Origin of the sequence: Sorangium sp. So ce381 (assembly GCF_051473845.1) — a bacterium.
In the GTDB taxonomy this organism is placed as follows: domain Bacteria; phylum Myxococcota_A; class Polyangia; order Polyangiales; family Polyangiaceae; genus Sorangium; species Sorangium atrum.
This window is the reverse complement of the sequence record NZ_CP150336.1, coordinates 1,102,581-1,121,306: the sequence shown is the minus strand read 5'-3', so window position 1 is coordinate 1,121,306 and position 18,726 is coordinate 1,102,581. Positions and strand designations below refer to the sequence as shown.

14 protein-coding genes are annotated in these 18,726 nt (G+C 70.3%); 10 read left to right on the top strand and 4 right to left on the bottom strand.

From position 1 onward, the window contains the following. The first annotated feature begins 34 nt into the window (after nucleotides 1-34). The 6 genes from WMF29_RS04185 (at nucleotide 35) to WMF29_RS04160 (ending at nucleotide 8,062) form a co-directional block, all read left to right on the top strand. Nucleotides 35-2,374: a TonB-dependent receptor gene (locus WMF29_RS04185; protein WP_437327595.1), complete on the top strand. Its 2,340-nt coding sequence runs from the start codon at nucleotides 35-37 to the stop codon at nucleotides 2,372-2,374. Between the two features lie 145 nt (nucleotides 2,375-2,519). Then, nucleotides 2,520-3,020, top strand: a complete 501-nt coding sequence (locus tag WMF29_RS04180; RefSeq protein WP_437327594.1) for a chemotaxis protein CheW — start codon at nucleotides 2,520-2,522, stop codon at nucleotides 3,018-3,020. Next, entirely contained in the window at nucleotides 3,017-3,529 is a 513-nt protein-coding gene (locus WMF29_RS04175) for a response regulator (RefSeq protein ID WP_437327593.1), read from the top strand. The genes WMF29_RS04180 and WMF29_RS04175 overlap by 4 nt, the downstream gene beginning before the upstream one ends. A gap of 75 nt (nucleotides 3,530-3,604) precedes the next feature. After that, entirely contained in the window at nucleotides 3,605-4,186 is a 582-nt protein-coding gene (locus WMF29_RS04170) for a YfiR family protein (RefSeq protein WP_437327592.1), read from the top strand. 137 nt (nucleotides 4,187-4,323) lie between these two features. Beyond that, a complete protein-coding gene (locus tag WMF29_RS04165) occupies nucleotides 4,324-5,889 on the top strand; it encodes a methyl-accepting chemotaxis protein (protein ID WP_437327591.1) in 1,566 nt (521 codons plus the stop codon). Continuing rightward, nucleotides 5,873-8,062, top strand: coding sequence for a response regulator (locus WMF29_RS04160; RefSeq protein ID WP_437327590.1), 2,190 nt, complete (start codon nucleotides 5,873-5,875; stop codon nucleotides 8,060-8,062). Before WMF29_RS04165 ends, WMF29_RS04160 begins: the two co-directional genes overlap by 17 nt. A gap of 30 nt (nucleotides 8,063-8,092) precedes the next feature. Here WMF29_RS04160 and WMF29_RS04155 read toward each other — a convergent pair whose 3' ends face one another. Next, entirely contained in the window at nucleotides 8,093-8,887 is a 795-nt protein-coding gene (locus WMF29_RS04155) for a hypothetical protein (protein ID WP_437327589.1), read from the bottom strand. A 317-nt stretch (nucleotides 8,888-9,204) separates the two neighbouring features. On the opposite strand from WMF29_RS04155, the gene WMF29_RS04150 reads away from it, so the two are divergent. Together WMF29_RS04150 and WMF29_RS04145 are read left to right on the top strand one after the other, a co-directional pair. After that, nucleotides 9,205-9,891 carry a hypothetical protein gene (locus tag WMF29_RS04150; protein WP_437327588.1) on the top strand — a complete coding sequence of 229 codons (687 nt, stop codon included), beginning with the start codon at nucleotides 9,205-9,207 and terminating at the stop codon, nucleotides 9,889-9,891. A gap of 674 nt (nucleotides 9,892-10,565) precedes the next feature. After that, a complete protein-coding gene (locus WMF29_RS04145) occupies nucleotides 10,566-12,101 on the top strand; it encodes a glucose/sorbosone family PQQ-dependent dehydrogenase (RefSeq protein WP_437327587.1) in 1,536 nt (511 codons plus the stop codon). A gap of 25 nt (nucleotides 12,102-12,126) precedes the next feature. Here WMF29_RS04145 and hcp read toward each other — a convergent pair whose 3' ends face one another. Then, entirely contained in the window at nucleotides 12,127-13,428 is a 1,302-nt protein-coding gene (gene hcp, locus WMF29_RS04140) for a hydroxylamine reductase (protein ID WP_437331077.1), read from the bottom strand. Between the two features lie 331 nt (nucleotides 13,429-13,759). On the opposite strand from hcp, the gene WMF29_RS04135 reads away from it, so the two are divergent. Beyond that, complete coding sequence (locus WMF29_RS04135) at nucleotides 13,760-15,451, top strand: CotH kinase family protein (RefSeq protein WP_437327586.1); 1,692 nt, start codon at nucleotides 13,760-13,762, stop codon at nucleotides 15,449-15,451. 58 nt (nucleotides 15,452-15,509) lie between these two features. Here the strand turns inward: WMF29_RS04135 and WMF29_RS04130 are convergent, their stop codons facing one another. Both WMF29_RS04130 and WMF29_RS04125 read right to left on the bottom strand, forming a co-directional pair. Beyond that, the gene (locus WMF29_RS04130; RefSeq protein ID WP_437327585.1) at nucleotides 15,510-15,932 is read right to left on the bottom strand and encodes a DoxX family protein; all 423 of its coding nucleotides are present in this window, start codon (nucleotides 15,930-15,932) and stop codon (nucleotides 15,510-15,512) included. A gap of 97 nt (nucleotides 15,933-16,029) precedes the next feature. Next, nucleotides 16,030-16,947 carry a LysR family transcriptional regulator gene (locus WMF29_RS04125; protein WP_437327584.1) on the bottom strand — a complete coding sequence of 306 codons (918 nt, stop codon included), beginning with the start codon at nucleotides 16,945-16,947 and terminating at the stop codon, nucleotides 16,030-16,032. A 242-nt stretch (nucleotides 16,948-17,189) separates the two neighbouring features. Between WMF29_RS04125 and WMF29_RS04120 the strand changes: the two genes are divergently transcribed. Next, a complete protein-coding gene (locus tag WMF29_RS04120; RefSeq protein ID WP_437327583.1) occupies nucleotides 17,190-18,557 on the top strand; it encodes a glycoside hydrolase family 15 protein in 1,368 nt (455 codons plus the stop codon). Nucleotides 18,558-18,726: the final 169 nt, after the last annotated feature.

Here is an 18,726-nt window from a genome sequence, read left to right as displayed (position 1 = left end):
GCGCCCTGCCCGGCGCTCGAACGTGGGGAAATCCATGCGCAAGTCGGCTTTGCTCCTCTGCTCGCTGCTCTGCCCTCTCGGGGCGGCGGGCTCCGCCTGGGCGCAGAGCCCGGGGAGCGAGGCGCTGGCGAGCGGTGATGACGGCGGTCAGGGGCAGTTCCTCTCGCTCGATCTCGAGGAGCTGCTCAACGTGAAGGTCTCGTCGACTGGCTTCTTCGAGACCGAGAGCAAGACGTCGACCGGTCAGGCGCGCCTCTATGACGCGCGCACGCTGAAGCTCTATGCCGTGCGCTCCCTCGACGACCTCTTGCAAGCCCACCAGCCCGGCGTCCTGATCGGCGAGCACGAGCGCACCTCGCGCCTCATCGGCGTGCGCGGCGTGCTCATCGACAACAACGCCAAGACGCTCGTCATGGTCGACGGCGTGAACACGAACATGCGCGCCCACTTCGGCGCCATCGGGAGCACGCTGGCCGTGCCCCTCACCGGAGACATCGAGCGGGTCGAGGTGATCCTCGGCCCCGGCGCCATCGTCCACGGCTCCGGCGCGATCAGCGGCTTCGTCAACGTCCTCAGGCCGACGGGGATCACCCGCCCCGGGCTCTGGGGCAAGGCGTCGTATGCCTCCGGCGACACGCGCACCCTGGAGGCCAGCTACGGCGGCCTGCTCAGCGAGAAGCACAACGCCGATTTCTTCCTCTACTTCGGCCACGCCGACAACGAAGGAGAGCTGCCCCAGGCGCCCCGGCCGAACACGGCGGAGCTGTACGGCCAGAGCTACGCGGGCGTCACGGCGTCTCCCTTCCTGCACCACACGCGCGTCGACGCCCTCGGCGAGCCGAGCTACAAGGGCTTCGGCCGCCTCCGCTACGGCTCCGAGCGCAGCCCCGTCAGCGTCGATCTGCGGCTCGACTACGCGCAGACGTCGATGATGGGCAACGCCCCGAACAGGGCCATGACCCGCGAGCAGCTCGCGAGCCAGTGGGCCGACAGCAACACCGGCCATGTGCGGCAGAGGACGTTCGCCGTCACCCCGGAGATCCACGTCCACCTGTCCAGGCAGCACAAGGTCGAGCTGGTCCCGACCTTCTCGGCCTTCGAGACGGCCATCGTCCCGGCCGACTGGGTCGCAGACGAGATGGCGAAGGCGTCCAATCCGGTCCCGGGCGCAGGGCTCCTGCCGGTCGGGGGCCTCGGCGAGGAGCACCGGGACATCAAGGCGGTCTACAAGACGACGGCGCTGCCGAACAGCCAGCTCGCGATCGGCGCGTCGGCGAGCCACAAGCGCTTCAACGGCCAGAGATCCCGCTGGGGACGGCTCTACGGGACCGCCTTCGAGTCCCCGGAGAGCTTCTCGTGGACCGAGCTCGCCGCCTTCGGCGAGAGCACGGCCACCTTCCACGATCTCACCGTCTCCGCGGGCCTGCGCTTCGATCACACCGAGTTTGGAGAGCTGAACCTCCGCGGGGGCCTCTCGCGCGAGCCCGAGCCGGTGAACAGCCCCTCCTACCGCGTCGCGGCCGCCTACGCGATCAGCGACACGCAGAACGTCAAGCTGTCCTACCAGAAGGGCTTCCGCTTCCCGGACGCCGCTTACTTCAACTGGATCGAGCGATTCAACGCCGCCTTCGAGGACGAGCCCATCGCGCCGCTGCCCTCGCTCGTTCCGGAGTCCTCCCACCTCGTGGAGCTCGACTATGTCGTGGGCCTGCTCGACGAGCGCCTCGCCCTCGACGTCGCGGTCTTCTATGAGCGCTACAGGAATACCCTTGGCTGGGTGTCGTGGGATCGGGTGCGGCCCGAGGACTTCGAGGACCACGTGGCCCACAACCCAAGGCACCCGGCCGCGGGCGGCTGGTGGGGCAGCTTCGCGAACAGCACCGCCGACGTCGACGCCCTCGGCGGCGAGATCGGCGCGATCGGCGACCTCGGCGGCGGGTTCGCGGGGGACCTCTGGTACAGCGTGTCGAAGCCGTTCGGCGCCGAGAGCGACCTCAACATCCTGACCAACTGGGACGGCGAGACCTGGGCCAACTACCCCATCCACCTCGTCAAAGGCCACCTGAGCTACAGCGCCAGCCGGTTCACCGCCGGGCTCGCCGCGACCTTCCGGACTGGCATGGACAGCCACGGCTCCAGGGACGCGCCCGCCCGCGACACGGATGAGCTGCCGCCCAGAGATCGGCTGGCGGCGCGATCGGCGTTCAACCTCGATGCCTCCGTGTCCTTCTCGCCGATCGATCGCGTCTGGGTCTCCGTGTTCGGCAAGAACCTCACCTTCAACAAGGTCCCTCCGCCGTCCTACGCCTCGCACCGGCTGATCATCACCACCGGTCGCCCCTATGTGGGCGCCTCGGTCGAGGCGTCTTACTGACACCGCCGGGACATGCGCAGAAAGGCAGACGCAGGCGCACACATGACAGCGACAGCAGAACCGACATCAGAAATCTCCTGACACCCCGCAGCCCGATACGAATGCACCACCCCGGCGTCTGCCCTTGTGGTAAATCGAGGACACCTTGTCCGAAGCAATCAGCCAGGCTCACGATCTGCGCGACGACGCCCCGGACAAGGGCCTGCGCGAGAGGGCCGTTGTCGATTTCCTGCTCTTCGACATGGGCGAGGTGACCTTCGCGCTCAGGGCGCAGCAGGTCGAAGAGGTGATCGCATGGCGCGCCCCCTTGCCGCTGCCGCGCACCGACCCGCGGGTGATGGGCATCCTCCAGGACCGGGGGAGGATCATCGTGATCCTGTCGCCCGCCGTCGCGGCGCCGGCGGCTACCCCGCTCCGTATCGTCGTCTGCCGCGCTGCGCGCGGCTACCTGGGATTGCCCGCCGGCAAGACGCGGTGTGTCGCCGCGGTCAAGGTGTTCGGGGAGCCTGCGCCGAACGCCGTCGTCGACACCAGCGAGGGAGCAGTGATCTTCCTCGACGCAGCCCGCCTGGTCGACGCTTCCGACGCTGCGCCTCGGCCCTCGGCGGCGACGCGCGAAGCTCAGGCCATCTGGTCGAACCCATGAGCGTTCCGAGCTCCCGATCGCCTGCGTCCAAACCCAGACCGCCGCTCGATTCGGCCGTCGAGGCGTCCCCGGCGAGCGGGGCCCCGCTGTCGCGGTCGCCGGCGAGCGCTCCGGCGAGCACGCCGACCAACGCGCCGGCCAACGCGCCTGTGCTCGTGATCGACGACAGCGAGATCGCCCGAGAAGAGGTGTCTCGCGTGCTGCGCTCTGCCGGTTTTCAGGTGCTCGCGCTCCCCTCCCCCATTGGGGCGACGCAGGCCATCGTGCGGCACCAGGTGCGCGTCGTCGTCCTCGACGTCTTCATGCCCACCATCCGTGGGGACCGGCTGCTCACCCTGTTCCGGAAGAACCAGCGGCTCGGTCAGCTCAGCGTCATCCTGATGTCCGGACACTCCGAGCGGGAGCTCGAACAGCTGCAGCTGGAGGTCCAGGCGGACGCGGTCCTCTCGAAGCGGCACCTCGATCGTCTGCCGGCCCTGGTCAAGCGGCTCGCCGCCAAGGAACGTTGACGTGGGGTCCGCGGTCGCCTGATGCCACGCCCATCGAGGATCCGTCCGCGCTCCTACGAAGCTCGCCAGCGGAACATGGTATCTCCGATCTCGTCGATTCGAATGCTGATGACCGCGGCGCTCCTCACGACCGTGAGCACCGAGAGCCGCTCTGCCGCCTCCGTCCCCTACGAGCTGCGGGGCGCCATCCTCCTGCGATCGATCGGCTACGAGAGCGGGTTCGCGAGCCGCGCGGGCACGGCCGTGCTCGCGGTCGTCGGGGCGGAGTCGGGCGCGAGCGCCGAGGACGCGAGCGCGATGGCGGCCGTGCTCTCCAGGCTGGCCGCGAAGACGACCGTGGCCAAGCGGCAGGCGTCGGTCCTGCGCGTGACGTACAGCGGGAGGGCCCAGCTGCAGGAGGCGCTGCGCGCCGCCGGCGCCGAGGTGGTCTATGTGGCGCGCGGGCTCGCCGCGGCCATCCCGGACATCCCGTCGCGCGAGGGGGCCGTCGTCCGCATCGTCGTGTGCGGCGACGGCGACGACACGAGGCGCGGCTGCGCCGTCGCCGTGGGGCTCTCGGGCGCCAAGCCCGAGCTCCTGCTGAACGTGAAGCACGCCAACGCCGTCGGCCTCCGCTTCGACCCGCAGCTCCTCCGGCTCGCCCGCATCGTCGACTGAGGCCCTCGCGACGTCCGCCACCGGACACCGCGCATCGCCGCTCGCAAATTCACCGCTCACGGCTCACGACTCGCGATCTCCCATCTCTCAGCCAGCGCTTCTCGTTCCGCGTCCGCCATCGCCGTCCCTCACCCGCCATGCTCAACTTTCGCTCTATCCGCTGGAAGATCGCCGCCCTCGTCGCGTCGGTGGCCATCGTGCTGTCGGCTCTGGATCTGTGGCTGATCCCCGAGCACGCCGCGCGGGCGAGCGAGGCCGAGCTGCGCGAGCGCGCCGGGATCCTCGCCACCATGCTGAAGGAGCCCATCGGCGTGGCCATGGACCTCGAGCAGCCGCCGGAGACCTTCCCGGACACCCTGCGCACCGCGATGACCGATCCCCTGGTGAGCTGGGTGTCCGTCTACGACGCGAGGGGGCAGCGCATCGCCGCGATCGGCGCGGCGCAGGCGCCCGAGGGCGCGCGGGGCCGGGGCGACGCCGGCGTCGTCGTCAGCGAGGCCCCGATCCGGTCGCGGAACGGCGATCGCCAGCTCGGGACGCTGGCCGTCGGGCTGCGCAGCGACCGGATCGCCGAGCGCCGCGCCGACGCGCGCAAGACCATCGCCCTGCAATCGGCGGGGATCGCGCTGCTCGGCCTGGGCCTCGCCTGGGTCATCTCGGCGCGCATGACGCGCTCGATGGCGCACATCAAGGAGGCGGCGGACCGGATCGCCCGCGGCGACGTCTCGGCCCGGCTGTCCCTCAGGATCTCCGACGACGAGCTCGGGGACATGGCCAGCGCGTTCGAGCGGATGAACACCCAGCTGCGCGAGCTCCAGGAGACGGCCGCGCGGGTCGCCGGCGGCGACTTCACGTGCAAGATCACCGGCGACGGGGAGCTCTTCGCCGCGTTCCGCTCCATGGTGACGAGCCTCCAGGAGCTCGCCTCGCGGATCGGCAACACCTCGGCGGAGGTCGCGTCGGCCGCCGCCGGCATGTTCTCGTCGGTGCGCGAGCAGGAGACGAGCGCGAGCCAGCAGAACGCGGCGCTCGAGGAGATCCGGCGGACCGTCGAGGCCCTGACCGCCAGCGCGGATCACATCGCGAAGGACGCGGCGACCGTGCACGAGATGGCGCAGCGGAGCCTCGTCAGCGTCCAGCACACCGCGGAGCAGACGCGCCTCGTCAGCTCCCACTCGGACCGCATCGGCGAGATCCTGTCCTTGATCCAGAGCATCGCCGACAAGTCGGACCTGCTCGCGCTCAACGCCGCGCTCGAGGGCACGAAGGCCGGCGAGGTGGGGCGCGGGTTCTCGCTCGTGGCCGCCGAGATGCGCCGCCTGTCCGAGCACGTCATGGACTCGGTGCGCGACATCCGGAAGCTCGTGGCGAACATGCACGCGGCCTCCCACGCCTCCGTGCTCGCGACCGAGGACGGGATCAAGCTGGCCCGCGACACGGCCGCGGCCGCCGCGCAGATCTCGGACGCGGTGGACCACCAGCGCGAGGGGACGGCGCGGGTCAAGACGGCGATCGTCGACATCGTCGGGGCGGTGAACGACGCGCTGACGAGCAGCGTGGCCGCGACGCGCTCGGCCGAGTCGCTGCTCCAGCTGTCGCACGTGCTCAAGACGACGGCGAAGGCCTTCCGGGTCAAGCCGCTGGGGGCGAGGGCCGGCAAGCCCGAAAGCGCGGAGGCGGACGCGGATGAGGAGCCGGGCTGATCTCGTCGCCGCGTTCCACCGGACCATGCCGGACCGCGTGGCCCAGGCGACCGACCTGTGGCTCGGCTACGAGCAGGGCCAGAGCGGCAACCTGCAGGTGCTGCGCCGGCTCCTGCACACGCTGAAGGGCGAGGCGCACATGCTGGAGCTCGCCGCGTGCGGCGACCTGGCCGAGCTGGCGGAGGACGTCATCGACGCGGTGCGGGGCGGCGCGCGCCCCACGCAGCTCACCGGCGACAGCCTCCTCGGCGCGCTGGAGGGGCTGGGGCTCCTGTCGGCGAGCCCCCGCGACGACGCCGCGCCCGAGCTCGCGATCGTGAAGGAGACCCTCCGCGCGGCGCGCGCGGAGCTCGGCGGCAGCGGCCCGCCCGCCGGCGAGCTCGCGCCGCCGCTCGTGCCGCCGCTCGTGCCGCCGTCGGATTCCGTGCACGAGAGCGTCCTGCCGCCGCGGCTGGACCCGCCCGACGCGCCGCCCGACCCCGCCCAGCCGACCGCCCGCGCGGCCCTCGACGTCGAGGCCGTCGGGGCGCTCTTGCAGGAGCTCCAGCGGCTCCACGGCGAGCGGGAGGTCATCCAGCGGCGGCTCCGCGAGTCCCAGCGCATGCTCCGCGCGCTGCTCGTCGAGATCGACCCCCGGGGCGCGCCGGACCGCTTTGCGGAGCGCATCGCAAAGACGCTCGGCTATGGCGCGGAGATCGAGCGCCTCCTGGGCGCCGTCCGGGCGGACTGGTCCAGCAACGAGTTCGCGGCGGGGCGCGCGCTCGGCGAGCTCGACGAGGTGGTCCGGAGGGCGTCGGTCGTGCGCACCGAGCGCCTGCTGAACCAGGTGTCGCTCGCCGCCCGGAGCGCCGCGCGCATGCTGGGCAAGGACGTCGAGGCGCGGGTCGAGGGGACGGGGCTGCTCGACGCGGCCGTGGAGCGCCGCCTCGAGCCGGCGCTGCTGCACCTCGTGCGCAACGCCATCGACCACGGGATCGAGCCGGCGGACGTCCGGGCGCGCCGCGGCAAGCCCGCGCGCGGGACGGTGGCGGTGACCGTCATCCAGACCGACGCCGCCGTGCGGATCGAGGTGAAGGACGACGGCGGCGGGGTCGACTTCGCCCGCCTGCGCGAGGTGCTCGCGCCCTCGGTCCCGGGCGCCTGGTCCCTCGACGACGCCGAGCTCATCCCGTACCTGTTCGCGCACGGCCTCACGACGAGCCGCAGCGTCGGCGCGATCTCGGGCCGGGGCGTCGGGCTCGACATCGTTGCGCGCGAGATCGGCGCGCTGGGCGGGCAGGTACGGGTCGACTCGAAGCCCGGGCTCGGCACGACGATCCTGCTCGTGGTGCCGAAGAACCTGCACGGCGAGGAGGTCGTCCCCATCTCCAGCGGGCGCTTCCGGTGCGCGGTGCCGACGCACGCCGTGCACTCGGTCGTGCTGCTGGAGGACGAGGAGCTCCTGCACACCCCCGACGGGCCGCGCGTGCGCCTGACCAGCGGCGCCGGCGCCGAGCTCGCGCCGCTGTACGCGCTCGGGGCGGTGCTCGGCGACGGAGGCCAGCCCGAGCCCGGGGACGCGGCGCTCGTGCTGCACCACGCCGCGGGCCTCTTCGCGGTGAGCGTCGGCGGCTACGAGAACCCCCGGCTGGTCGCGCTCGTGCGCTCCGAGGAGATGCCCGTCACCTCGCCGCTCGTGCGCGCGGTGGCGCCGACCGCGGACGGCGAGGCGATGCTGCTCCTCGACGTGGAGCGGCTGTTCGCGTGCGCCCGGCAGGCGCCGCGGGAGGCGCCCTTCGCCGCCGCCGCCGAGCAGAAGCGGGAGCCGCTCGCGCTGGTCGTGGAGGACGCGCCCGTCGCGCGGGAGCTGCTCTGCGGCATCCTGCGGTCGCTCGGCTTGCGCGTCGAGGAGGCGAGCGACGGGCGGGAGGGGCTCGCGCGGGCGCGGGCGGCGCCGCCCGACGTGGTGCTGACCGACCTGGAGATGCCCTACATGAGCGGCCTGGAGCTGGTGGCGGAGCTCAGGCGCTCGCCCGGGCTCGCCCGGGTGCCGGTCGTGGTGCTGACGACGGCGGCGCAGGAGCAGAGCGAGGCCGCGCTGCGCGGGCTCGGCGTGCGGGCGGTGCTGTCGAAGCAGCGGTTCGTCGAGGAGGAGCTGCGCCGGATCATCGCGGCCAGCCTGGGGGGCGCGTGACGACGCGCGCGTCGAGCGCCCCCGCGGCCGTCACTTCGCCGCGGGGGAGGCCCCCGGCAGCGCGACGGAGATCTCGACGCGCCCCGGAGGCAGCTTCGTCTCCCCGAGCGCGGCGGCCGCGGGGTCGTGCTCGGCGTGCCCGACCGCCGACAGCCGGGCCCCTGCCACCGAGCACTTGTCCTGGAGGGTCTGCGTGACGGTCGCCGCCCGGACCGCCGAGAGCTCCCACGGCGTCGGATAGGCGGCCTGCAGGGGCGCAGGGACCGAGGCCGGAGGACCGCTGACCGCGCCGACGCGCAGCGGCGCCTGGCCGCCGCCGCTCGCGGACAGCGCCCCCGACACCTGGCACAGGAGCGCTTGCCCCTGCGGGCTCACGTCGACCGTGTTGGGGAGGAACACCGCGCTCTCCGAGAGCGCGACGAACGCCTGTCCCTCCGCGACCGCGACCGCCGCGACCCCTTTCTTGACGTGCTTGTCGAGCTTCCCCGCGAGCTCCGCCTTGAGCTGCTCGACCCGATCGATGCCCGATTTCTTCGCGGCCTCGGTCTGCTGCCGCTCCGCCTCGCTCTTCTCGATCTGCGCCGTCTTCGCCTGGAGCTCCCCGCGCACCTGGCTCAGCGTCTGTTCGAGCTCTTTGCCCCTCTGGTTCGACTTCCGCTGCTCCTCCAGCAAGAGCACGTGAGCGCGGTGGAGCGGGACGTAATATGCCGCCACGAACGCCGCGGCCGCGACGAGGAGGAGCGCCGGCATCACGCGCATCCAGCGTCGGAAGCTGGACGATCCAGCGCTGTTGCCGGCCCCGATCGCCTCATCCGCGATGTTCATGACTGCCTCCATGCTCCGCCGCCATCGCCGGCGAGAATACCGGCATGGCGAGGATCCCGCCAGCGCCACGGATCACAGCGTTACAGCTCACACCTCACTCATTGCAAAAATCCGCACCGTCTCGAAAGCACGCGGAGGCTCATGTCGGTGTGTACGGTGCGCGCGCGCCGTGGCATCCTCGTGGGCGCAAGGGAGGACTTTGTATGAAACCGCCGCCCCTTCCGGCCAGGCGCCCGGCGCCGCCCGTTCCGGCAACCGATGATCGCGAGAGTCTCTGGCATGTCGCGATCGCGCCTGACGACATCAAGGTGCTGACGTTGGACAAGCTCGACGACCTGTTCCGTCTCGATGTGATCGACGAGACGACGAAGATATGGCGCCCTGGGATGGCCGCCTGGCAGCCGCTCGGCGTCGTGGCGGGAATCGAGCCCACGCCGCCCGAGCCGGCGCAGGTCCAGGGTCCTCCGCCGAGCACGGCGCGTCGGGGCCCGCCTCCCCCGCCCCCGCGCGCCCCTGCGCGGCGGAACATGGACTCCGACCATCCGACGCCGGTGGCGTCGAACATGTCCTCCACGATGCCGCTCGGCGCCCCGATGTCGCTGGGCGACACGATGCCGCTCGGAGCGCTCGACGACAGCTCGCCTCACCTCGTGACGCGGACCGAGGTGCAGGCGCCGCCCGCGGCGATGCTCGCGGCGTCTCGGCCCACCGCGCCGCCGTGGATGCCGGAGGCGCGGGAGCCGGAGTTGTTCAACGAGTCGCCCTACGCGGCGCCTCGCGCGCGCGAGACGGGCCGGGCGCAGCGCCTGACGCTCGCGCTGTCGGTCGTGGCGGGGCTGCTCGTGACGCTCTACCGCAATGACGTCCTCCTCGACGCCGCGCGCTCCTCCGGGCATCAGGGTGAGTATATGAAGATCGAGACCGCGCTCGGCGGTCCTGGCTTCGGGACCCCGCGCTCGATCGAGAAGCTCAGCGTGACCGCAGAGCAGACGCCGGCGAAGTAACCCCACCGAGATCCAGCGCTCCTTCGAGCGTTGCACGGCACGCGGCATCGCCAGCTCGACCACGTTGCGGCGTTCGGCCGCCCTGGCACAGCGACCCAGACACGAAAGCCGCCGAGGCGCAGGCGACGCCACGAGAGCGAGAAAGGCTCGCTCCTCGGCGCCCCGGAGGCTCGTCTCCGGGAGGTGGTCGACTTTGCCCGAGAACGATCACAGGGAGACGGGGAGGCGGGGAGATTTACTGAGTTTTTCCTCCCTGCCTCCCCGCCTCCCTGTCCCGATTCGACCAGTCCCCGTCTTCGCCTCGCAAGAGCACCTCCGCGGCGTCACGCGCTGTCAGCGGAGGATCGCCCCGAGGCTCGCCGCAACGCAGGTCGCGCTTCGCGCTGGGGCTTCGAGCCGACCGGAGCAGTCCTATCTGCGCCAGGAACGACACAGTGGCTCGTCCGCGCACAATGTCGTCCACCAGTGTCGTAAATCAACGTTGTCAGTGCAGACGACCTCCAGATTTGCTATAGTAAAGACCTTACTCTAATCGGGGAGGGTCCGACCGGATGTCATGCAATCCCCGGTTGCATGCCGAGATTTTCCCATCGCGTCCGCCACGCCATGGAGCGGTGGGATCTGGTCAGCACGGTTACTTAAGAGTCTTTTGAACAAGACAGGGAGGTGGTCCTATGTCGCCCATTATCTCACGCAACCTGACTGTCGTTCTGGCTCAAGTTGGTTTGCTTGCCACGGCTTCGTGGAGCCTCACCGGGTGTGGCCAGGCGGGTCCCCTGGACGAGAAGCTCGAATCCCATGCTCAGGCCATCGTCACCGAGGAGGCCGACGAGGCCGGTGTTACCGAGGATCTCGGCGATGACGACGAGGCGTGCTCCGGCGAGGAGCCGACCTTCACCTCGCGCGAGATCGTACGGGATCTCTCGTTTCCGATGCGGATCGTCTGGGGGCCGGATGGCTACCTGTGGCTGACCGAGCGCACCGCGAAGCGGGTCGTGCGCGTGAGGCCGGAGGACGGCCTTCAGAAGACCGCGATCACCATCCCGGAGGCGTTCCAGTCGGGAGGTCAGGACGGGCTACTGGCCCTGGCGCTGCACCCGGATCTGCTCAAGCACAGAGGGAAGGACTACGTGTACGTGTCCTTCACCTACAACGTCGCGGCCGATCCGGCGGTGGACCGCAGGACGAAGATCCGCCGCTACACGTACAACCGGGCGACCGAGACCCTCGGGAGCCCTGTCGACGTCATCACGGGCCTGCCGGGGAGCGACGATCACAACTCCGCGCGTCTCCTGTTCGGCCCCGATGGGAAGCTCTATTACACCATCGGGGATCAGGGGAACAATCAGTTCGCCAGGATGTGCAACCCGAACCGCGCGCAGGAGCTGCCCACGGCGGCCGAGGTCGCGGCGCACGACTGGTCGAAATACGTCGGCAAGATCCTGCGCTTGAACGTCGATGGCTCGATCCCGAAGGACAACCCGAAGATCGACGGGGTCCGCAGCCATATCTACTCGTACGGCCATCGCAACGCGCAGGGCCTCACGTTCGGCCGGGGCGACAAGCTCTACGCGAACGAGCACGGGCCGAAGAGCGACGACGAGCTGAACCTCATCCAGGCGGGCAAGAACTATGGCTGGCCGTACGTCGCCGGCTACAAGGACGACCAGGCGTACACGTACGACAACTGGTCGGCCTCGAGCCCGACGCCGTGCAACGAGCTCTCCTGGAGCGACTTCGCTCCTCCCCCGTCCGTGCCGCGGCAGCTGGAGAGCGCCTTCAGCCATCCGGACTTCAAGGAGCCGCTCCTCACCTTCTACACCGTCCCCAACGACTACGTCTTCTTCGACTGGGCGTGCGGGTTCAGCCAGTACATCTGCTGGCCGACGATCGCGCCCTCCTCGCTCCACTACTACCCTGCCGGGCACGGCATCCGCGGGTGGGGGCACTCTCTCCTGATGACCTCCCTCAAGAAGGGCGCTGTGTACCAGGTGAAGCTGAGCCCGAACGGGAAGTCCGTGGAGGGCGAGCCCACCGTCCTCTTCCAGACCACGAACCGGTACCGCGATCTCGCGATGAGCCCGGATCGCAAGACCTTCTACATCATCACGGACACCACGGGGAACACGAGCGGACCGACCGGCGGCGTCACGACGGTCCTGGACAACCCGGGGGCGATCCTCGAGTTCAAGTACACGACATCGCACTGAGCCAGCAGACGGCGGGCGCCCGCGCTCAGGCGCTCGCGGGCGCCCGGTGGAGCTGCAGCAGGTCCCTCGACGGCGCCCTGCCGGTCAGCCGGAGATCGTAGCGCTGCTGCAGGACCCGCAGCACGTTCGGCGAGAGGAACGCCGGCAGGCGCGGCCCGAGCACGATGCCCTTCACGCCCAGGCTGAGCAGGGTGAGGAGCACCGCCACCGCCTTCTGCTCGAGCCACGAGATCACCAGCGTGAGGGGCAGCTCGTTCACCCCGCAGCCGAGCGCCTGGGCGAGCGCGCCGGCCACGCGGAGGGCGCCGTAGGCGTCGTTGCACTGCCCCATGTCGAGCAGCCGCGGCAGCCCGAGGTGGGTGCCGTGGTCCTGGTTGCGAATACGGTACTTGCCGCAACCGAGCGTCAGAATGAACGAGTCCCGAGGCGTCTGCGCGGCGTAGTCCGTGAAGTAGCTGCGCGCCGCCTCGGGGCCGTCGCAGCCGCCGATCAGGAAGAACCGGCTGATCTTCCCGGCCTTCACCGCCTCCACGATGGCGCCCGCGTGCGCGAGGATCGCCTCGTGGTGGTAGCCTACCTCGGTCTCGCGGACGAAGCGGTCGGGCAGCGGCGGGCTCGCGAGGGCCGCCCGGATGACCTCGGAGAAGTCGCCGCCGCGCACGCGCCGGCCGCCGGGCACCGCGGTGACGCCGGAGGTGAACAGGCGATCGCGGTAAGCCTCCTTCGGGATGAGCACGCAGTTCGAGGTCATCAGGATCGGCCCCGAGAACGCCTGGAACTCGATCTTCTGGTGCTGCCACGCGGAGCCGTAGTGGCCGACGAGGTTCGGGTGGCGCGCGAGCTCCGGATACGCGTGCGCCGGCAGCATCTCGCCGTGGGTGTACACCCTCACGCCCGTCCCCTCGCACTGCCGGAGCAGCTCGGCGAGGTCCGCGAGATCGTGCCCCGAGACCAGGATCCCCGGCCCCGCCACGGTGCCTTCCCGGACCATCGCCGGCTGCGGCTCGCCGAAGCGCAGGCGGTGGCCCTCGTCGAGCAGCCTCATCACCAGGAGGTTCACCTGGCCGCACTCCATGCAGAGCTCGAGGAGCGCCTCGGGGTCGAAGCTCACGTTGGTCAGCGTGGAGAAGAGCGCCTCCTCGAGGAAGCCGTTCACCCGCTCGTCGCGCATGCCGAGCTTTCGCGCGTGGTGCGCGTAGGCAGCGACGCCCTTCACGCCGTAGATCAAGAGCTCCTGGAGCGACTGCACGTCCTCGTCCTTGCCGCAGACGCCCGCCGTGGTGCACCCGGTCCCGTGGGATGCTTGCTCGCACTGGTTGCAGAACATGGTCATGATGGACCTCGAGGGTTGTGGGCCCACGCGCGCAGCGCAGGCTCCGGCCGGTGAGCGCGCGTGGCGGCAGCGCAGCCGCGCAGGGCGCGTCCTCGGCGGCCACGAGGTCAATCAACGTTCGTGCCGCCGGCTCGCCCCGGATCCGGAGAGGCCAGAACGGGACGAGACCGGGCTCTCCGGCGCTGCCCCGCGCCGGCCCAGGCGCAATCACGGCGCAGCGGTGCAAACGGTGCGCGCGCCCGAAACGGATAGCGCGGCAGCCCTGTGTGTCAGTAGAATGGAGGATCCTTGAACTCTGAATGAGGTCGAAGTGGAAAATCATACCATGGTCAAACGAGGGCGCTTTGCCCGGTTTCACCGTTCCATCTCGCTCGCCCTGCTCTCTCTGAGCGTCGCTTGCGGCCAGGCACCGGCTGGCGACGGCAACGGCGACGGCCACGCGGCGCCGCCCCCGTCCCTGATCGGGGATGTGTCGTTCTCCACGCCCAGCCAGACATTCAGGGATCAGATCCAGGTGGGCATGTCCACGGCGATCGAGGGGGCCGAGATCCGCTACACGCTGGACGGGCTGCTGCCGACAGCGTCCTCCACGTTGTACACGGGCGAGCCCGTGACCCTCACCGCCACGACGCAGGTCCGCGCTCAGGCGTTCGTGGGAGGCGCCGCGACCGGCGCGGTGAGCACCGGCCTCTACATCGCGCGCACCATCGACGCGACGTCCGATATTCCCATCGTGATCGTGGACGGTTACGGCATGGGCAAGCCGACCGACAAGGAGGTCTACTTCGACGCGGCGGTGATGATCTGGGAGCCGATCGACGGCGTGGCGTCGATCGCCTCGCTGCCCACGACGGCGATGCGCGGCGGGTATCACGTGCGCGGTCAATCGTCGCAGAACTTCCCGCAAACGCCGTACAAGCTCGAGCTGTGGGACAACGACGACAAGGACCTCGACTACCCCGTGCTGGGCATGCCCGCCGACTCGGACTGGGCGCTGATCCCGCCCTACTACGACCGCACGTTGATCCGTAATCCGTTCACGTTCACCCTGGGCCGCGACATGGGCCTCCAGGCGCCGCGCGTCGAGTTCGCCGAGGTCTATCTGAACTACGACGCGCGCGCCATCGGCGAGGCGGATTACCAGGGCATCTACTGGGTCTCGGAGACCATCAAGAACAACAAGGTCCGCACCGATCTCAAGGAGCTCAAGGAGACGGACCGGGGACTGCCGGACATCAGCGGCGGCTACATCTTCAAGTTCGACCAGGCGGCCGCCGAGGAGCCGAAGCTCGCCTGCACCGGCTCGGATCCGCTCCCGTCGTTCGGCGGGTTCGGCGGCCCCCGCCCCGACGAGGGCGGCACGTGCTGGATCGATCTCGAGGTCGTGGATCCCGATCCCCTGAACGACGAGCAGAAGACCTGGCTGACGCAGTACATCCAGCAGTTCCACGACAGCGTCCATCAGACGCCGATCGGCGATTACTCGTCGTACATCGACGTGCCGTCGTTCATCGACTACCTGATCATCAGCGAGCTGACGCTCAACGTGGACGCTTACGTGCGGAGCGCCTATTACTTCAAGGATCGCGATCAGAAGCTCAAGGCCGGCCCGCTGTGGGATTACAACTTCGCGCTCGGCGGCGTGGGCGCCCAGAGCGCGACGCCGCAATCGGGGGACGACACCGGCTGGCGCTTCAGCGGCACGAGAAACGTCAACAACTGGTATCAGAAGCTCACCGCGGATCCGAGCTTCATGGCGCAGGTGAAGGCGCGCTACACGGCGCTTCGCCAGACGCACCTGTCCGAGGCCGCGATCGAGCAGCGCATGAACAGGCTGAGCGCGCCGCTCTCGCAGGCCGTCGTCCGCGACTTCGCCAAGTGGCCGGTGTCGGACGTCATCGAGTCGAGCGAGGGATTCCTCGGCGGCCCCACCGCGCCGACGTGGGAGGGGCAGCTGCAGGGCATGCGCGACTTCCTGCGGGCCCGACTCGCCTGGATGGACGCCAACTTGCCGTGACGCGGCGCGAGCGGCCGCGCAGATCGCGCGGCCCTCCTCGACCGTGCGCGGCGAGGCGCTAGCTGCGCTGCAGCCGGCTCGCGGCGAACGCGCCGTCGCCGAGCAGGGCCTGCGCGCCGAGCGCGATCATCAGGAAGGCGACGTACTCCCAGCCGCCCCCCTGGCCGGCGAACATCCAGCCGTTCGGCAGGTGTACGAGCAGCGCGCCGATCATCACCGGCAGGAGCAAGAGCGAGACCAGGCGCGTCCTGAGCCCGGCGAGGAGCGCCGCGCCGCCGAGCAGCTCGGCGAGAAACACCGGATACGCCGTCCAGCCCGGAAAGCCGCTCGCCGCGAAGAACGCGACGGTGCCCGGCAGCGTGTACACGAGCGGCTTGGCGAGCGCGTGCGCCAGGAACACGGCGCCCAGCCCGAGGCGCAACGTCAGCGCGGCCAGCTCGGCCGAGCGGGGAACGGAGAGGATCGTGTCGACACGGTTCATGGGTGATGCCTCCATGACCCGAGGAGTAAGCCCTGGCGCCGCGCCACGGTAGAGCGCGCCCGGGAACGAATTGTTCTCGGGGGAGAACGATCTGCCGCTACGCCCACGAGATCCCGCGGAACGCGGCCGCCAGGTGCTCGACGAGCCGCCGCACCCGCGCGGGCGGGCGCCGGCCGGCCGCGTGCACCGCGTAGATGCCCATGGGCCGGGGCGCGAACGCGTCGAGCAGCGTGACAAGGCGCCCGGCCGCGAGGTCCTCGTCGACCATGAAGCGCGGCAGCACCGCGAGGCCGATCCCGGACACGGCCGCCTCGCGGAGCGCCGTCCCGTTGCTCGCCGTCAGCGGGCCCGAGACGGGGACGGAGATGCGCCCGCCGGCCCCGTAGAAGCGCCACTCGTCCTCGACGCGCAGGTGGAGGTAGCGCAGGCAGTCGTGGCGCAGGAGATCCCCCGGCTGCTCGGGCCGCCCCCGCCGCTCGAGGTAGCCCGGCGCGCCGACCACGTGCAGCGCCGTCGTGGCGAGCTGGCGCGCGACGAGGCTCGAGTCCTTGAGCTTCGTGATCCGGATGGCCAAATCGACGCGCTCCTCCACCAGGTCGACGAGCCGGTCGTTCAGCATGAGCTCGACGTGCGCGCCCGGGCTCGCCCGGAGGAACCGCGCGAGCGGCTCCGCCAGGTACATCTGCGCGAAGCTGACCGGCGCGTTGAGCCGGATGCGGCCCCGGTCGGCGTCGGACGCGCCCCGCACCGCGGCGGCGGCCTCCTCGAGCACGCGCGCGCAGCGCGAATAGAGGTTCATGCCGGCGTCCGTGACGGTGAGCTTGCGCGTGGTGCGCACGAGCAGGCGCTCGCCGAGGCGCTCCTCCAGGCGCGCGACCCGGGTGCTCACCATCGACTTCGACACCCCGAGCTCCGCCGCGGCCGCGGTGAACGACCGGCGCTCCACGACGCGCGCGAAGCACAGCAGGGCGGGCAGATCGTCGAAGAGCGGGTCGACCATGCGCCCACTGTGCACGGCGGTGCGGATTGTTCGCAACGGCGAACATCCGGGGATCGGCGTCGCCCGCGGCGGCCCGGCGAACGCGCACCGCGCGACGGACGGCCGGGGCCTCTTCGCGGAGCGCGACGCGCAGAGGAGACCAGACGACAACGCCGTGACGCTCCCATGGCCGAGTGACGCGGTGCGCGACCGCCGTACGCCTAGCGCGCGGATCGGCGCCCCGCTATAAACGAACAAACCACGAGAGAGGGGGTTTCATGGCCAGCTCATTCAACTACCTGAGCACGAGCGTCGACGTCTCGTCCGTATCGTTCGACGCGATCAGCAAGTACATGCAGGTGCTCCTCCTGCGGAACTTCGCGACGGGGACCTGGGTCTTCAGCAAGGGCGCGATGCAGTCCGTCAAGGGGTGCGTGCTCGCGTCCCCGTCCCTGCCGGACGACAGGGGTCAGACCGACCAGGACTATGTGCACCACTGGATCCGGGACGCGGCCATCTGCATTCCGGAGGCGCTCGACAACCCGGTCTTCATGGCCCGGAACATCTGCGAGGATTACACGATGTTCTCGGCGCTGTGCCAGGAGAACGCCGAGCGAGCGAGCAGGTTCGCGCTGGCGTGCTTCCACATCGACGGCACCGTGCGCGACTGGACCTCGCAGACGGATGGCCCGGCGCACCGCATCCTGTCCCTCCTCGCCATCGAGGATCGGCTCTCGCTGCAGGCGCTCGCCACGGCCAGGTCCATCATCGAGAAGGACACCCGGTACCTCCTCTCGGCCTACAAGGAGCAGACGCACAACCTGTGGGAGGAGACGGCCGGGTTCAGCTTCTATGCCCGCTCCGTGCAGCGGAAGGCGTTCCTCTCGCTGATCGGCCGCGCCGACGAGCTCGGGCTCTCTCCGTACACCAACGACATGTGGGCGGCGGCAGAGTGGCTGGGCAGCCAGATGGCGACGCACCAGGGCACCTACGACGGGCAGCAGTACTACGCGTCCATCACCGGGCCGAACGGCAAACCCGTCGATGGCAGGGGAGCGACGCTCAACGTGGATGTCGTCATGTCGGTCGTCTACGGATCCACGAGCTGCGCGGATCCGGTGCTGCTCTCGACGGCTGCGCTTGTGCGCGAGGCGTTCGTCCAGGGCGACCGGCGGTACCGCATCAACGACGCCGATCGGGCGCTGCCTCGGAGCAGGGGGCCGATGATCGGGCGGTACCCGGAGGATACGTACGATGGCAACCAGTCGGATGCTGGTCCGGACGCCGGTCACCCGTGGGCGCTCACGACGTGCAACTTCGCGGAGCTCTACTTCATGCTCGCGGCGAAGCTCAAGAGCTCCCCGGGCGCCGTGATCGTGAACGCCACGACGCAGAAGTTCTTCGCGCAGGTGGGCGTGAGCGATCCCGCCGATCCGGACATCGCGGCGAAGCTGATCGACGCGGGCGACAGGATGCTCGAGGCGGTGATCTACCACTCCGATCGCCTCCAGCTGAGCGAGCAGTTCGATCGCGACAACGGGTATGAGTGCAGCGTGAGCGATCTGAGCTGGAGCTACGCCGCCTTCCGGAGCGCTGTCAGGGCGCGCGAGGCCGCCGTGGGAGATTTTCCGAGCCGCCACGGGTAGCCCGAGCGCGGCGCGCCCGTAGCGGTTTCCGCCCCCCTGCCCCCCTGCACCATGCCGAGCAGAGCGGCGGTCTCCCGCACAGGAGACGGGCCCAGATCGGCGTTTTCGGCGCGCAAGCGCACTCCGGTGCGCTGAGCACCGAAAACGTCGAGGTGAGCCCGTATCCGAA

Excerpts from the sequence above, each read along its gene's own strand:
- WMF29_RS04175 (WP_437327593.1), top strand. The coding sequence starts at position 3,017 with ATGAGCGTTCCGAGCTCCCGATCGCCTGCGTCCAAACCCAGACCGCCG.
- hcp (WP_437331077.1), bottom strand. The coding sequence starts at position 13,428 with ATGTTCTGCAACCAGTGCGAGCAAGCATCCCACGGGACCGGGTGCACC.
- WMF29_RS04160 (WP_437327590.1), top strand. The coding sequence starts at position 5,873 with ATGAGGAGCCGGGCTGATCTCGTCGCCGCGTTCCACCGGACCATGCCG.
- WMF29_RS04145 (WP_437327587.1), top strand. The coding sequence starts at position 10,566 with ATGTCGCCCATTATCTCACGCAACCTGACTGTCGTTCTGGCTCAAGTT.
- WMF29_RS04130 (WP_437327585.1), bottom strand. The coding sequence starts at position 15,932 with ATGAACCGTGTCGACACGATCCTCTCCGTTCCCCGCTCGGCCGAGCTG.
- WMF29_RS04170 (WP_437327592.1), top strand. The coding sequence starts at position 3,605 with ATGGTATCTCCGATCTCGTCGATTCGAATGCTGATGACCGCGGCGCTC.
- WMF29_RS04120 (WP_437327583.1), top strand. The coding sequence starts at position 17,190 with ATGGCCAGCTCATTCAACTACCTGAGCACGAGCGTCGACGTCTCGTCC.
- WMF29_RS04165 (WP_437327591.1), top strand. The coding sequence starts at position 4,324 with ATGCTCAACTTTCGCTCTATCCGCTGGAAGATCGCCGCCCTCGTCGCG.
- WMF29_RS04185 (WP_437327595.1), top strand. The coding sequence starts at position 35 with ATGCGCAAGTCGGCTTTGCTCCTCTGCTCGCTGCTCTGCCCTCTCGGG.
- WMF29_RS04135 (WP_437327586.1), top strand. The coding sequence starts at position 13,760 with ATGGTCAAACGAGGGCGCTTTGCCCGGTTTCACCGTTCCATCTCGCTC.
- WMF29_RS04155 (WP_437327589.1), bottom strand. The coding sequence starts at position 8,887 with ATGAACATCGCGGATGAGGCGATCGGGGCCGGCAACAGCGCTGGATCG.